Source organism: Pedobacter sp. A2324, assembly GCF_059693705.1.
Map to the genome: position 1 here is coordinate 332,525 of NZ_JCASSK010000001.1, position 15,733 is coordinate 348,257.

14 protein-coding genes are annotated in these 15,733 nt (G+C 41.4%); 11 read left to right on the forward strand and 3 right to left on the reverse strand.

Annotation, left to right across the window (positions count from 1 at the left end; all coding sequences use genetic code 11):
• Positions 1-132 precede the first annotated feature (132 nt).
• Genes AC570I_RS01485 through AC570I_RS01495 form a run of 3 tightly spaced genes read left to right on the forward strand, consistent with a single transcriptional unit; the run spans position 133 to position 2,819 of the window.
• Complete coding sequence (locus AC570I_RS01485) at positions 133-1,317, forward strand: hypothetical protein (protein WP_497403771.1); 1,185 nt, start codon at positions 133-135, stop codon at positions 1,315-1,317.
• Positions 1,307-1,951 (forward strand): hypothetical protein, encoded by a 645-nt coding sequence (locus AC570I_RS01490; protein WP_497403774.1) that lies wholly within the window; start codon positions 1,307-1,309, stop codon positions 1,949-1,951. The genes AC570I_RS01485 and AC570I_RS01490 overlap by 11 nt, the downstream gene beginning before the upstream one ends.
• The gene (locus AC570I_RS01495; protein ID WP_497403776.1) at positions 1,944-2,819 is read left to right on the forward strand and encodes a HEPN domain-containing protein; all 876 of its coding nucleotides are present in this window, start codon (positions 1,944-1,946) and stop codon (positions 2,817-2,819) included. The genes AC570I_RS01490 and AC570I_RS01495 overlap by 8 nt, the downstream gene beginning before the upstream one ends.
• On the opposite strand, the gene AC570I_RS01500 is transcribed toward AC570I_RS01495, so the two are convergent.
• Positions 2,782-3,156 carry a helix-turn-helix domain-containing protein gene (locus tag AC570I_RS01500; RefSeq protein ID WP_497403778.1) on the reverse strand — a complete coding sequence of 125 codons (375 nt, stop codon included), beginning with the start codon at positions 3,154-3,156 and terminating at the stop codon, positions 2,782-2,784. The genes AC570I_RS01495 and AC570I_RS01500 overlap by 38 nt on opposite strands.
• Positions 3,157-3,185: 29 nt before the next feature.
• Positions 3,186-3,482 (reverse strand): type II toxin-antitoxin system HigB family toxin, encoded by a 297-nt coding sequence (locus AC570I_RS01505; protein WP_497403780.1) that lies wholly within the window; start codon positions 3,480-3,482, stop codon positions 3,186-3,188.
• 433 nt (positions 3,483-3,915) lie between these two features.
• Between AC570I_RS01505 and AC570I_RS01510 the strand changes: the two genes are divergently transcribed.
• Positions 3,916-4,398, forward strand: a complete 483-nt coding sequence (locus tag AC570I_RS01510; RefSeq protein WP_497403782.1) for a GNAT family N-acetyltransferase — start codon at positions 3,916-3,918, stop codon at positions 4,396-4,398.
• Between the two features lie 23 nt (positions 4,399-4,421).
• Here AC570I_RS01510 and AC570I_RS01515 read toward each other — a convergent pair whose 3' ends face one another.
• Positions 4,422-6,833 (reverse strand): outer membrane beta-barrel family protein, encoded by a 2,412-nt coding sequence (locus tag AC570I_RS01515; protein ID WP_497403784.1) that lies wholly within the window; start codon positions 6,831-6,833, stop codon positions 4,422-4,424.
• Between the two features lie 204 nt (positions 6,834-7,037).
• On the opposite strand from AC570I_RS01515, the gene AC570I_RS01520 reads away from it, so the two are divergent.
• From AC570I_RS01520 to AC570I_RS01550, 7 genes are all read left to right on the forward strand, one after another.
• Positions 7,038-8,045: a sensor histidine kinase gene (locus AC570I_RS01520; protein ID WP_497403786.1), complete on the forward strand. Its 1,008-nt coding sequence runs from the start codon at positions 7,038-7,040 to the stop codon at positions 8,043-8,045.
• A 24-nt stretch (positions 8,046-8,069) separates the two neighbouring features.
• On the forward strand, positions 8,070-8,789 hold the full coding sequence (locus tag AC570I_RS01525; RefSeq protein WP_497403789.1) for a LytR/AlgR family response regulator transcription factor: 720 nt from the start codon (positions 8,070-8,072) through the stop codon (positions 8,787-8,789).
• Between the two features lie 100 nt (positions 8,790-8,889).
• Complete coding sequence (locus AC570I_RS01530) at positions 8,890-9,357, forward strand: pyrophosphohydrolase domain-containing protein (RefSeq protein ID WP_497403791.1); 468 nt, start codon at positions 8,890-8,892, stop codon at positions 9,355-9,357.
• Positions 9,358-9,640: 283 nt separating this feature from the next.
• The gene (gene rhaT / locus AC570I_RS01535; RefSeq protein WP_497403793.1) at positions 9,641-10,735 is read left to right on the forward strand and encodes an L-rhamnose/proton symporter RhaT; all 1,095 of its coding nucleotides are present in this window, start codon (positions 9,641-9,643) and stop codon (positions 10,733-10,735) included.
• Positions 10,736-10,760: 25 nt separating this feature from the next.
• Positions 10,761-12,881: a bifunctional aldolase/short-chain dehydrogenase gene (locus AC570I_RS01540; protein WP_497403795.1), complete on the forward strand. Its 2,121-nt coding sequence runs from the start codon at positions 10,761-10,763 to the stop codon at positions 12,879-12,881.
• Between the two features lie 152 nt (positions 12,882-13,033).
• Positions 13,034-14,314: a sugar isomerase gene (locus tag AC570I_RS01545; RefSeq protein ID WP_497403797.1), complete on the forward strand. Its 1,281-nt coding sequence runs from the start codon at positions 13,034-13,036 to the stop codon at positions 14,312-14,314.
• A gap of 17 nt (positions 14,315-14,331) precedes the next feature.
• Entirely contained in the window at positions 14,332-15,717 is a 1,386-nt protein-coding gene (locus AC570I_RS01550) for an FGGY-family carbohydrate kinase (RefSeq protein ID WP_497403799.1), read from the forward strand.
• Positions 15,718-15,733: the final 16 nt, after the last annotated feature.

Here is a 15,733-nt window from a genome sequence, read left to right on the forward strand (position 1 = left end):
AAGACGCTGATTTTCAGAAAGCATAAGTATGTTAATAACTTTTTCTAATTATTATTAGATAATCTAATTATTCTTTGTATGTTTAAACTATCATCCCGCAAGATAATTAAAATGTGAAATAAACAAATGATTATGAAACGCAATGATGAAATCAAAATGGATGATTATCCATTCTTGTGGACTTTTTCAAACTTCAGCAGTTGGGATGGGGTAGCCTGCGAAATCGACTTCCTGGATGATTGGTTACAAATGCTCATCGATCCTGAGTATCTGCCTGAAGGGGAGCAACTATCGAGAACAATGTTATTTTATGATGACCTTGTTGATCTGTTTGATTCTGCTTATAGGTTTAATAAAGCAGTAGCAAAGGGCGGACAGCATCTGGTGAAATTATCAACCCTAAGCCAATATGAGCTCTTTTTGGAAAATGATTGTATCCCATATCGAACCAGGTACCTCAATGAAAAAGAAAGACTGAATCCCTCGCTTTGCCTGGCTTTTATTGAAGACAAAGGGAAATTGAAACTGCTTAAAGAGAAACTGGCCCGCTGGTTTAAATATAGCTTACTGGCTACTGAATGTAATGAGCTTAGTGACCTTCTTTTTCCATTACTCACCAATATCCGCAAACTAATTGAGGCTACTTTTTTACTGAAAGAACGTTTGAAAGAAACTGCTTATCAGACTCCCCACCGGCTGACTTTTAAAGATACCTGCCCCTATCTGCTAAGTGATGATATGCTTCACAATCCATACTTACAGGTCATTGAATTTTTCGAGGGCGCAAGCCTGCATGGCGCCCGGAGAGACTTACGTGAATGGCTGAAGGCTTGTATGACGGATGGAGTTCACCTAAAGCCTGGTGACATGAATTATAGTTTCGAGCGGCTAACGCTTTTGATACAGGCGGCACATCTGATTGTCGAACATAAGCTTCCCTATCGTCAGCAAAAGGAGTATTGTACAAACAAATTTACTTTTGGCGACTGGATTCAAGGGGTGAGGGAACGCCAATTGGAAGAAGATTATACGGGGATTAAGGAATATGAGCTAACCGTACTCACTGCCGCGGAAATCCAGCATCCGCTTGAAGCGCTTGCCCCTTTGGTAGATTTGGAAAGTATAAAGGAGATGCGGTATGGATTAAAGGAATGGCTTTATTATGCAGGAACCGACGGCGATCCGCTGGCACTGGCCGATGATACCTTTGGTTTCCCGCTCTTTGAAAAGCTGGAAAAACTGGTTGAGTTGTGCTTTGTGCTCGTCGTACTTCAAACTAAAGGAATGAAGAGAGAGGAGGTGGAAAATGGAAAATAAAAGTAAAAGCCGGTTTGAAGATACCTGCCCCTTACTGCTGGAGCCACATATGGAGATGAATCCCTACCGTCAGATTATGGAATTTTATCACGGCGCAAGCTTGCATGTATACAGAACTGAGCTGCGTAAGTGGCATAATGCCTGTATGGCGAACGGACTTAAAATCAAAAAGGCAGGCCCGCTGGTTTACTTTCATCAGCAGCTCAGTCAGTTGCTACAGGCCTGTTACTTAATCACTACGCAGCAGCTCCATTATGTTCCCGAAGCGAGTTACAGCGATAGCGAACCGACTTTTGGTGATTGGATTATGAGGGTGTGGGCGCGGGCCATTAAGGAAAAAGATAAGGGATATAAAGAATACCAACTCCTGAGGCTTAAAAAGAAAGAGATGAAGAATCCATTAAAAGCACTCACACCAATCGTTACCCTTGAGAATATTACCAAACTGAGGTATGGATTATCGGAATGGCTATATCTTGGCTTGGTTAAAGACGATAATCTGGCCATGATTGACGCTAAATATGGGTTTCCCCTGCTCAAAGAGCTCGAGAAAATACTTGAACTTAGTTTTATCCTGGTCGTGCCGCAAGCGATTCAATATTTGAAAAAAGAAACGGAGGCTGGAAATGACTAAAGATGTTGAAGAGGGTCTTTCGAAAACCAAAGCAGTCCCTGCCAAAGCGCTTACCGCCAGGCAGAAAGAAGCAGCTGTTAAAAAGTTTGTAAAGCTTTTGGTTACGGTTATCCCGGTTTCCTGTATATTCAGATGCAGGCCAGCGGGACAGACCATACGCTTAATTGTGGTGTTGGATAAGTTCAAGTATCAGGTGATAGATGAAACCAAACGGATTTTATCTTTTATCACTCTTGACCAACCTGAGGTAGAAATCCTTTATCAGACCTATGGATTGCTCAATGATCATTTAACCCGGGGACATGCATTTTACTCCAGAGAATGCGGCAGTAGTCAATGCATTTACCTGAAAGCCGAAGCGCATCAACTACCGGAAACTCCGGAAGAGTTGATTGAAGAAGCAATGCTTAATACCGAGGCCTATCTGAATATGGTTTTTGCCAGAATCAACGAGTTCATGGAAACAGCGACGGAGCTCATTAAATCCAATAAGCTGACGCTGGCTGCTTTTATGCTCCATCAAAGTTGTGAGCAACTGTACCGCTTAGTTGGTTTGGTATTCTGGGGCAAAGAAATCCGGAGCCACCAGTTGCCGGACCTGCGTAAAACGGTAAGTTTTTATTTTCCTGAGGTTCGACAAATTTTTCATGAGAAAGAAAGAAAGGAGCTCCAATACCTGGCGCTGCTGCAAAGTTCCTATCTGGGTTTTCGGTATGAAGATGATTTTAGTGTGGAGCTGAATGATGTGGTGTATATGAGGGATAAATTAGTGGAATGGGTTGAGAATTACGATTTGCTATTAAACCATTTAGATTTACGCGAAATTAAGTCTAAACATGCGACAACAGGAAGTCAGCATCAATATTAAGTTCTTTATGCACAGCTTTCAAAAAGTCTACGTCTACCCTTTGTTTGCCATTAAGTATTAGCGAGAGTTTAGCAGGACTCACATGAAGTTTTTTAGCCATATCCGCCTGTTTGATTTTCATTTCAAACATTCGCATCTCAATCATGCCGGATAAGCTGTCTGGTTGCTCGATGGTGTACATTTGTTGCTCGTAAGCTTGCGCAGAAAGCGCCAGTTTACGGATTTCTGCCAATTCATCCATAGTTGCTGTATCACTTCCCTTTGCCATTAAAACATCAATCTTAGCCATCACTGCTTCGTAATCTGTTTTATTCTTTATTTTATTATTGCCTTCCATAAACTTTAATTATTAAATAAGTCTTTCAATTAAATTACTGAACAGTCTTTTAGCTTATCATAGTGAGCATGGGTTCCAACAAAACGAATGTATACCGTCCTGATGTCGAAAAAGATCATGGCTATAAGCCTATAGTGATTTCCTTTAATATTAAAAACAAATCTGTCATTGCCAATCGCATCTACGCTACCAAAAAACTGTTTCATATCATGAAAATCTGACCAATCAGATTGATTTACTAATCTATACCAATTATTTAATGAGTCTTTTGCCATAGAATGAGCAGTATAAAACTCCTTTAACGTCCCATAACTAATAACGACCATACCAATTAATTGTTTAGTAAAGTTAATAAAAATTTAGAAAATCTAAATAATACGTATCAATATCATCTATCAAGGCAGAAAACAGATACAATTAGAGGGAAAAATATCTGCAAGCTGCAGATTTAATCATCAGAAAACCGCCCTCCTGGTGGGTTTACGGGGATTTTTGCGCCAAAAAGCGGGTTTAAATGGGTTTTGGCTGGGTTTTCCTTGCTTTTACCCAAACAATACCCAAGGAATGTGCAAGGAATGTCCAAGGAAAGTGCAAGCGAGTTACCTGCCGTGGTACTACGAACCTCCTACTGTGGTCGAATGGAAGGTGAAAGTCAATTGAATTGAATAAACCAATTTATCGTTTTTTCTTTTCAAACGTTTTTGGATCGTTTCGTTTAAATCTCTGCAAGATAATTCTATTTTTGAGGAAAATAAAATCATGGCCATCATTTACCGGGAAATACAAGAAGAAGATAATTTCAAGCTCGCAGAACTGATCAGGACTATTCTCAGGGAATTTAAGATCGATAAGCCTGGAACAGTTTATACCGATCCAACGACCGATCATTTATCAGGTGTTTTTGAAACCAGTGCTTCTGCGTATTGGATCGCCGAAGAAGACGGAGAGATCATCGGAGGTTGTGGCATATATCCTACTGAAGGTTTGCCGGAAGGCTGTGTGGAGCTGGTAAAGCTTTATACCGCCGCACAGGCGAGGGGTAAAGGTGTGGGCAAAACCCTGATGCAAAAAAGCATCGAATCTGCCCAGCACTTTGGCTATGATGAAGTTTACCTTGAATCTTTTCCGGAGCTTACTACAGCGATATCCATGTATGAGAAAGCAGGGTTTAAAAGGTTGTCTGCCGCACTAGGCAATTCCGGGCATTTTGCCTGTAACGTATGGATGCTGCTGGTACTTTAGCCACAGGGGCCGGATTACCTACCTTATCCTCCAACCCTGTTCTCTTCTTCACCAGTGCCTGTTCTCCTGCTGCGGGCAGTTTTAATTTTCATATTACCGAATTTATAGCTCAGGTTTACTGAGATTTTCCGGTTTTCCCATTCGTTTTGCCAGTAGGTATTGATGTTGTTATAAGCCAGGATTGCCCTGAATTTGCCGGTAGCAAACACATCATTCATCCTCACTGAAATTGTTGCATTCTTTTTCCAGAAGGTTTTCTTTGCCCCAACACTCACGGCATAGTTTTCTAAAGTACGGTACAAGCCTGAAACCGAAGGGGCTTCATAATAACCATATAGCGTTAAGGAATAGTTTTTTGGTAAGGTAAAAGTATTGTCGCTGCTTACGCCCCAGCTCCATTTAGATACATTATAGCCTGATCCCTGAACCGGCGATGTAATTTTGTTGTACGATGCAGACAGTTCTGTATTGTTATTCCACCATTTTACCACATCAAAAGGACTCCCGGTAGCAAAATACAAACTCGTTTCTTTATTCAGGTTTTCCGGGCGACTTAAACTCTCTTTGGTGGCATCGTTCTGATAAATCACATTAGATTGTGATCCGTTCACAGTAGCGTAGCTTACAGTTAATACCCTGAAATTTTTAAGATTGTAATTCAGTTCAAAGTTATCTGCATAGGAAGGCTGTAAAAGGGGATTGCCCTGGAGTGCAGTATATGGATCGGAGTAAAAGGCAAATGGATTTAAACTGCTGTATGAAGGACGATTGATGCTCTTACGGTAGGATGCGGCAAGCTGATTGTCTTTATTGATTTTAACCAATGCCGATACATTAGGGAATAGCTTCCAGTAATTTCGCCTGATGCTGGTATTTGATCCTGAAGAGAAACCGTTTCCGCGGGTTTGCTCTACACGGGCGCCGATTTTAAAATCAAAGTTTTTAAGGCTCTGGTTAAGGGAAACGTAACCTGCATTGATGTTCTCGTTGTAGCTGAATAAATTGGTTCTCCGGGGATCGTTAATCCATCCTGCACTTTTAAGTGAATCAAACTGTACATCGCTCAACGATTTTACCCAGCTGCTTTTCAGGCCTGCTTCCAGTTTCAGGCTTTTGCTGAAAGGGTGGGTGTAGTCTAGTTTCAGTGCATATATGTAAACTTCGCCCATGCCATTGTCGCGGAGCTGAACAGGCGGGCCTGTTAAATTTCCGTTTCCATCCAGGTAAGTGTTGGTGAAGGAAGAAATCCTGTCAGTGGCATAATTTACATAATCTGCATCAAAGCCCAGTTCCCGGCCCGCGGTATCAATCTTAAAGCGATAGTTGAAATTTAAGGCGTGGTTATCTGATCCATTATCCTGTGGATTAATCATGTTCACCACGCCTTGTTTAACGCCTTGTGCATCGTAGTTCGGCGAATTGCTGTCAACGTTGGTTTTAACCGGTGAGGTGTAGCCTTTAAACATCAATCCGATGGTATGTCGTTCATTCAGAAAATAATCTGCCCCGGCCGAATAGTTTAAGCTATTGGTAATGGGATGCCAGAAATTAACCTGATTGAAAGTTTCTGCACCGATGGTACGATTCAAAGTTAGCCGGTTAAAGGAATTATAGTGTCCTGCATTTAAACGCACGTAGCTGCTTAGCTTCCCATCGTTGTGGTTCAGATTTACTCCGCCATAAATTTTTTCATATTTTCCGTAGCCACCACCAAGATTGGCGTTGCCATTGGTGCCTTCCATTCTATTTCTTTTAAGCTTAATATTAATGAAACCACCGGTGCCTGCAGCATCGAACGATGCCGGTGGGTTTGAAATCAGTTCGATTTTACTGAGCACCGATCCGGGAAGCGATTTAAGGTATGTGGTAAGTTCTGCTCCGCTCATATAGCTTAACTTTCCATCAATCATTACATTCACACCGCTTTTTCCTTTCATGATGATGTTTTCATCTTTGTCAAGCTTAATGCCCGGCGCCCTGCTGATGACTTCTAATGCATTGTCGCCCGCAGTATTCATTTGCTCCACGTTAACAATGGTGCGGTCGGCCTTCTGGTCAATTACCGGCATTTTGGAAACAATGTTCACATCTCCCAGGTTCGTCGACTGATCCAGCAAAGCAATTGTGGGAACCGTGAAACGCTCTTTATTAATTTCGAAGGGGGCAGAATGGTTTTTCTTATAGCCAATCATCAATGCCTTGATTATATATTTTCCTTGTTTTACAGTACTGAACTCGTAAAGTCCGTTTTTGTTGGTCGACTGCAAGCCCATCGAAACCGAATCGGGTAGCCTGATCAGCGAAACAGAGGCATAATCCAGGGGTTTTTTATTTTGATCGGTAATGATGCCGCTTACTTTTACAGTTTGTGCGCTTACCTGAAAATACGTGAAGATAATTAAAAGCGTGCTGAGTGTTTTAGAGAACATATTCATATGGTTGTGTTTAATTGACAGTTCAAAAGTGCAAACGTTGCCTGTTCAGGAAAATAAAATAATCCCAAAGCCTGAGATTATTATCCCAACCCTCATTTTCAATACTTTTTGGTTTTATCCCTCAAAACCCGGTGTTGGGATAATTTTTATTAGGTTTGGAATAAGAAGATTTATCCGCTCAAAAGCTTTATATAGTTTTAGAACATGAAAAAAATCAAGACGATTCTGATCCATATTATTTGCTGGTTGCTGGTTTTAGGTTACCTGTATGGTGGAGCCCTGCTGAATGGCATTACCTTTAACCGGGCCGCCTTCAATATATCCATGAACTTTACCCAGCTGGTGCAGTTTTATATCTGTTACCTATGGGTGTATCCAAAGTTTTTAAAAAGAGACAAGATTGTGCAGCTGATAGCCGGAATTTTATGTGCAATGGCCGCCTTCATTGCCATCCGCTATTCGATTGAGGAAGTATTGTATTTGAAATGGTTCGGCATTCACAACTATAGCGACGATACCACGGCATGGGCCTACATATCAGATAATATTTACTGGAGTATTGCTTTCGTGGTTGTTCCCGCTGCAGTATATGGGATACAAATGAGCTTTATAACAGAGCGGATGAATCTTAAGCTTAAAGATGAAGTGGTTAAGGCTGAACTGATGTTTTTAAAATCGCAGATTAACCCACATTTTTTATATAATACGTTGAATTATGTTTACTCGCTGGCTATTCCGGTTTCAGATAAGCTGGCAAATGCAGTGTTAAGGTTATCAGACCTGATGCGCTATACTTTACATGAGAGCCCTGATGGAAAAGTAATGTTAGATAAAGAAGTTGAATATCTGGAAAGCTATATCGAATTGTTCAAAATGCGTTTTGAGCCTCATTTTTTTGTTGATTTTAATACCATGGGTGTAACCGGCCAGAAAGTAGCGGCTTTGATGCTGATTCCTTTTGTGGAGAATGCTTTTAAACATGGGGTGGTCAACGATGAAAAATATCCTGTCCGGATTAAATTAAGGGTGGTAAATAAGCGCTTAAGTTTTGAAGTCAGCAATAAAATTAGCCGTGCTGAGAAAGATCATTCCAGTGGGGTAGGTTTGGTTAACCTGCAAAAAAGGCTGAATCTGATTTATCCGGACCAGCATGAGTTACTGGTGTCCAACAATGGGAATACCTACAAAACAACTTTAATACTAAATATTTAATTTTACCCGCCTTATCCGAAATATATGATCCGTTGCTTAGCTGTTGATGATGAATCTTACGCGTCAGATATCATTGCTGCCTTTATCAGTAAAACACCATTTCTGGAACTCGCTGGCACCACCACAAATGCCTTCGAGGCTTTAAACATGGTGCAGGAAGGAAAAGTAGATCTCGTTTTTCTGGATATACAGATGCCCGAATTAACGGGCATTCAGTTTCTGAAAATCTGTGGTGGCAAGTGCAAAGTCATTTTAACTACAGCTTATCCTGAATATGCCCTGGAAGGTTTCGACCTGGATGTGGTTGATTACCTGCTCAAACCCATCTCTTACGAACGTTTTTATAAGGCTGCACTGAAAGCCCAACAGATTCTTTCTCCGCCGCAATATGAAGTGATGAATGCGCCTGTGGCTGCTGCGGCCAGTGATTTTATATTTATCAAAGGTGAAACGAAAAATAAATTTATCAAAGTCAATTATGATGATATCATGTACATTGAAGGCTTGAAAAACTACGTTTCAGTTTATACGCCATCACAACGGATTATTACCTATCAGGCTTTGCGCGAACTGGAGATTGATTTGCCCAAACCTCCGTTTTACCGTGTGCATAAATCCTACATCATCTCGCTGGATAAAATAAAAATGGTTGATGGAAATACCCTTTATATCGGCGATCAATCGATACCGGTTGGAGACACATATAAAGAGGAGTTTTTTAAAGTGATCAGGGAGCGGAAGTAAGTTCGAGACATGAGATGTGTAACTGGAGATATGAGACTGGGGATGGGGGATAGATGGAATAATTTTTTATTTTTGTGCTTTACGAAAAATCGAACAAATTATGCAGGAAACAAATTCTTTAAATCAGGTTGCTGAATTTCATACTACTTTCAAACACCCTATTCTGGAATCGCCGGTTATTCCTTCTAAACAGCGTGCAAATCTGAGGATTGCCCTGTTGGCAGAAGAATTAAAGGAGTTGCAGGAAGCGGTTGAAAATGATGACCTGGTAGAAGTTGCCGATGCTTTATGTGATTTGCAGTACGTACTTGCAGGGGCTATTCATGAGTTTGGGCTGGGCGCAAAGTTCAAAACCTTATTTGATGAGGTTCACCGCTCCAATATGAGTAAAGCCTGCAAAACTGTTGAGGAAGCGGAGCAGACAATTAAACATTATTTTGATAAAGACCAGACTGAATCTTACTACAAAGAAGTTGATGGGTTGTTTTTGGTTTTCAGAAAAGCAGATGATAAGACTTTAAAATCTATCAATTATTCTCCAGCTGATTTGAAATCACATTTATTGTAGCAGATAAGGATAAAATATTGGAGAAGCCGGCACATTGCCGGCTTTTTTGTTGAGTGATCTCCCGCAGATTACGCGAATTGCCGCAGATTATTTTTTTGGTCATGAGTTTAAGAGATCTGCGGGAATCAGCGAAATTTGCGGGAAAATATTTAGCGTGATTGACGAATCTAAGATCTCATTGCTCAGCTCTCACATCTCCCGGCTTTCCCCACTCATAACAGTGCATAACAGTACTCATTGCTTCATTTTATATTTTAGACCAACCAAATATCAAAACGAGAGCATGCAAGCAATTTTAGGCGTATTTTTCCATTTCATCGGCGGTTTCGCGTCGGGTAGTTTCTACATTCCTTATAAAAAAGTTAAAGGTTGGGCCTGGGAAAGCTACTGGATTGTAGGTGGGATTTTCTCCTGGCTCATTGTTCCGCCTTTGGCCGCTTACCTGACCATTCCGAATTTCACAGATATTATTGCTTCTGCGGAAGGGAAAACCCTTGCCCTGGCCTATTTTTTTGGCGTGTTATGGGGTATCGGTGGATTAACCTATGGGCTGGGTGTCCGTTATCTCGGTGTATCACTGGGAAGCAGTATCATTCTGGGTTTGTGTATGGTGCTGGGCTCCATTCTGCCATCGATATATTTCGATGTATTTCCTCAGGCAGGTAAAGATACGTTTACCATGTTTTTAAATACCGATTGGGGGCGCATGGTGATGCTGGGCCTGCTGGTCTGCATATTGGGGATCATTATCTGCGGAAGAGCAGGAATGCTCAAAGAGCGCGAAATTAAAACAGATGTTACTGATCCGCATGGATTAACCGTTAAAACGGAATTTAAATTCGGTCTGGGTTTATTCGTTGGGATCGTTTCAGGGGTATTGAGTGCATGTTTCAATTTTGGTATTGAGGCAGGCAAGCCAATGGCAGATGCCGCAAATGCGATCTGGAAAGCCGCAAACCCTTCAGAAACCGGGAATTTTCTTTTCTCCAATAACGTGACTTATGTTATTGTACTCTGGGGCGGGTTAACCACCAATTTCATCTGGTGCATGATCCTGAATGCGAGAAACAAAACATTTGGCGATTATACTAATAAAACAACACCACTGTTAAAAAATTATATTTTCTCTGCACTGGCAGGTACTACCTGGTTTCTGCAATTCTTTTTCTACGGAATGGGAGAAAGCAAAATGGGCAATGGTGCTAGTAGCTGGATATTGCACATGGCTTTCATAATCCTCATTGCAAACGTTTGGGGGCTCGTTTTGAAAGAATGGAAAGGTGTATCAAAGAAAACATTAGTCACTGTACTCGTAGGAATTATAACCATCATCATATCGGTATTGATTGTGGGATACGGTAATTCAATTAAAGGTTAAATCATAAAAAAATAAACAGAATATAATGTCAATCGAAACAAAAAGTTATAAGCACGTAAGCTATTTGTGGAACGAAGAAGAAGCCGCAAAACTGGCTGGAGATGAAGTTGCATTGTTAATTTATCGCTCTAATTTATTGGGTGCAGATTTGCGTCTAACCAATTATGGCGGTGGAAATACATCATGTAAATTAACAGAGAAAGATCCGCTTACAGGTTTAGAAACCGAAGTAATGTGGGTAAAAGGCTCAGGAGGTGATTTAGGTACTTTAAAGAAAAGTGGCTTAGCGGCACTTTACGTAGATCGTTTGCGTAGTTTAAAAAATATTTACCGGGGCGTGGAGCATGAAGATGAAATGGTTGAATTGTTTAACCACTGTATCTTCGATTTAAGTTCTAAAGCACCGTCAATTGATACACCATTACATGGCTTTTTGCCCTTCGCGCATATCGATCACCTGCATCCGGATGCAGCCATTGCAATTGCGGCTGCAAAAGACGGCAAAAAAATTACACAGGAACTTTTCGGTGGAACCATTGGCTGGGTAGAATGGAAAAAACCAGGTTTTGAACTGGGACTGCAATTAAAACAGTGTCTGGATGAAAACCCGGGTATCCGTGGAATTATGCTGGGGTCTCATGGTTTATTTACCTGGGGTGATACGGCATACGAAAGTTACCTGAATACGCTGGAAGTTATCGAAATCTGTTCAGATTACCTGGAGCAAAACTATGGTAAAAAAGGACCTGTTTTCGGCGGTCAGAAAATTGAAAGTGCAGCAGCAGATAAACGTAAAAAACAAGCGGCTACACTGGCTCCCGTTTTACGTGGCTTGTGTTCATCAAAACAGCATATGATCGGCCATTTTACCGATGATTCCCGCGTGCTCGAATTTATTAATTCAAATGATCTTGGCCGTTTGGCACCAATGGGTACCAGTTGTCCCGATCACTTCCTGAGAACTAAAATCAGCCCGCTGGTACTGGATCTTCAGGCAGATGCTGATCTTTCGGATACAAAAGCAATTAAAGAAACTTTATTGCCTGCGTTCGAGGCTTACCGTGCCATGTATACCGATTATTATGAAACCTGTAAACATCCAAATAGTCCGGCCATCCGCGATACTAACCCGGTGGTGATTTTATACCCTGGTATCGGAATGTTTACTTTCTCGAAGGATAAACAAACTGCAAGGGTTGCCGCAGAGTTTTATATCAATGCCATCAATGTAATGAAAGGTGCTGAGGCGGTTTCTGAATATACGTCTTTACCTCACCAGGAAGCCTTTAACATTGAATACTGGTTATTGGAGGAAGCGAAATTACAGCGTATGCCAAAGCCAAAACCCCTTACGGGTAAAATTGCCTTGATCACCGGAAGTGCCGGTGGTATTGGTAAAGCAATTGCCAGGAAGTTTGTAGCTGAAGGTGGGGTGGTGATTTTAAACGACATGAATGCAGAGCGTTTAGAAGAAGCCGGCGCTGAGTTTGCAAAACAATTCGGTAAAGATTCGTATAGTACTGCCATTTTAAATGTAACCAGTCAGGAAGATATCGACGGCGCCTTCGATGCTGCGGCATTAGCCTTTGGCGGTGTAGATATCATTGTTAACAATGCTGGCTTGTCTATTTCAAAAACGATTGGCGATCATACCGAGAAAGACTGGGATCTGCTATATGATGTTTTGGTTAAAGGTCAGTTTTTTATCACTCAGGCTGCAACAAAAACGATGCAAAAGCAGGATATTGGTGGAGATATCATTAATATTGTAAGTAAGAACTCGCTGGTAAGCGGACCAAATAACGCCGGTTATGGCAGTGCAAAAGCGGCACAATTGCATTTAAGCAGATTAAACGCTGCCGAGCTTGGTGCAGATGATATCCGTGTGAATGTAGTAAACCCTGATGCTGTAATCAGTGATAGCAATATCTGGGCTGGTGGATGGGCAGAAGGCCGTGCAAAAGCGTATGGCATTACAGTTGCTGAACTGCCTGCTTATTATGCAAAGCGTACTTTGTTAAATCAGATTATTTTACCAGATGACATTGCCAATGCATGTTTCGCTTTCGTAGGCGGTTTATTGCAGAAGTCGACTGGAAACGTATTGAATGTTGATGGCGGAGTAGCCATGGCATTTGTGCGATAAATTTAAATTAGTTTTAGTAAGTTGTTATCCTGGTCTGTGGTTCGCCACAGACTGGAAATGGCTTTATTGTTCTAAGATACCATCCACAGCCGATGGTTTAGAAAGGTGACCTGTCGCCACAAATATTAACCTAAATAAAACCAAATATCCTCATGAATATCGAGCAGATCCAAATTGAAAAACATAACGACTCTTTAGTAAGTTCACATCAGCGCAAATTAAACTTTTTAAAAGAAGACTGGTCGCACGTTGATCTGGAAAGCGTAATCCAAAAACTGGTTGATTTTCAAATTGCTATTCCTTCCTGGGCTTTGGGTACCGGCGGTACACGCTTCGGACGCTTTGCCATTACAGGTGGTGAACCACGCACCATTGAGGAGAAAATTGAAGATGTTGGTTTGTTGCATGCCCTTAATGGTGCAAGTGGCGCGATATCGCTTCACATTCCATGGGATATTCCACAAAATGCAACAAGCTTAAAAAGTCTGGCTGCGGGTTATGGTTTGAAATTCGATGCCATGAATTCGAATACTTTTCAGGACCAGGCCGGTTCAGCACACAGTTATAAATTCGGTTCGCTGCAAAATGTGAATAAGGCAGTACGCAAGCAAGCCATTGAACATAACATTGAAGTCATTAAACACGGTATCGATCTGGGTTCTGATGCCCTAACGGTATGGCTGGCAGATGGATCTTGTTTCCCTGGTCAGCTGAATTTCCGCAAGGCTTTTGAAAATACACTGGAAAGTTTACACGAAATTTATGCAGCCCTTCCTGAGCATTGGAAGATTTTTGTTGAATACAAAGCCTTCGAACCTAATTTTTACTCTACTACTGTTGGTGATTGGGGACAATCTTTATTATACGCAAGCAAGCTGGGTAAAAAAGCCTATACACTGGTTGATTTAGGCCACCATTTACCAAATGCCAACATCGAACAAATCGTATCGTTATTGCTGATGGAAGGTAAACTTGGCGGTTTCCACTTCAATGATTCAAAATATGGTGATGACGATTTAACTGCAGGAAGCATTAAGCCTTACCAGTTGTTTCTGATTTTTAACGAGCTGGTTGAGGGTATGGATGCAAAAGGAATGAACCATGCGAAAGATTTAGGATGGATGATCGATGCATCACACAATGTGAAAGATCCTCTTGAAGATTTATTACAATCTGTAGAAGCCATTATGATTGCCTATGCACAGGCTTTACTGGTAGACCGTAAAGCGCTAAACGACGCGCAGGATAATAACGATGTAGCCAAAGCACAGGAAATTTTACAACATACTTTCCGCAGTGATTTAAGGGCATTGGTTGCTGAAGCGCGGTTAAGGGCCGGAGCAGCATTGTCGCCAATTACTTTATACCGTGATTTGGCTGTAAGAAAGAATTTAGTTGATCAACGCGGAAATACTGTTGCTACAGGTTTATAATCGAAGAGGAAATAAAAATGCCAAAGCCTGTTATTGCCATATTCGACGTTGGGAAAACGAACAAAAAACTATTTCTCATCGACGAAAATTATCAGATTGTTTTTGAAAGATCGGCCCGGTTTGTTGAAACCGTCGATGAAGACGGCGAACCCTGTGAAAACCTCGAAAGTCTTAAGTCATCTGTTTACGATTCCCTGAATCAGGTTTTACAGATGAAAGAGTTCGACATCAAAGCGGTTAACTTTTCAACCTATGGGGCCAGTTTCGTTTATCTGGATGAAAATGGAGAACCTTTAACACCGCTTTACAATTATCTGAAAGAATACCCTGAAAACCTGAAAAAGGAATTCTATGCAAAATATGGTGGCGAGGAGCAGATTTCTTTAGAAACGGCCTCGCCTATATTAGGCAGCTTGAACTCGGGTATGCAGATTTACCGTTTAAAACATGAACAGCCTGATATTTTTGCAAAGGTAAAATGGGCGCTGCACCTCCCGCAGTATTTAAGTTATTTAATTACCGGGAAGGCTGTAGCCGATATCACCAGTATAGGCTGCCATACCCAGCTTTGGGATTTTAATAAAAGTGCCTATCACCAGTGGGTAAACGCTGAACAGATTGAAGAGAAATTCGGGGTGTTTACACCGGCCGATTCAACCGCCAAAACCAGTTTTGAAGGTGTCAGCTTCAATGTTGGTGTAGGCTTGCACGACAGCTCTGCTGCCCTGATCCCTTACCTGGCAAACTTTAATACCCCTTTTGTATTAATCTCTACAGGCACCTGGTGTATCAGTTTAAACCCCTTTAACCAAAACCCTTTAACCAGAGAAGAACTTAAAAAAGATTGCCTGTGTTATATGCACTTCCAGGGGAAACCCATTAAGGCTTCCCGTATTTTTGCAGGGTACGAACATGAGGTACAGCTGAAGCGCATTGCAGAACATTTCAACCGTGCGGCTTATTTGTTTAAACACTTGAAATTTAACCCCGGTTTGGTTTTAAAGCTCGCCAACAAGATTCCGGAAAACCAGCAGCCACAACAGGAATTCTCCGCTACTTCTGCTTTTGGTGATCGGGACCTGAACCTTTTTCAAACGGCTGAGGAGGCCTACCATCAGCTGATATTCGATCTGGTAAAACAACAGATCTATTCCTTGAAGCTGGTTTTGAACGAGGGTGTGCGAAGGGTATTTGTAGATGGTGGTTTCGGTAAAAATGCAATTTACATGCATCTGCTGGCAACTTCAATTCCTGACGTTGAGGTGTATGCTTCTTCGGTTTCGCAGGCAACAGCCATTGGCACTGCGCTGGCGATTAACGATGCATGGAATTCAAACCCCGCACCAACGGATATGATTAACCTGAAATATTATTCTGCTATTGAACGAACTGTAAATTTCTAATTAGCCTTAAAGGATT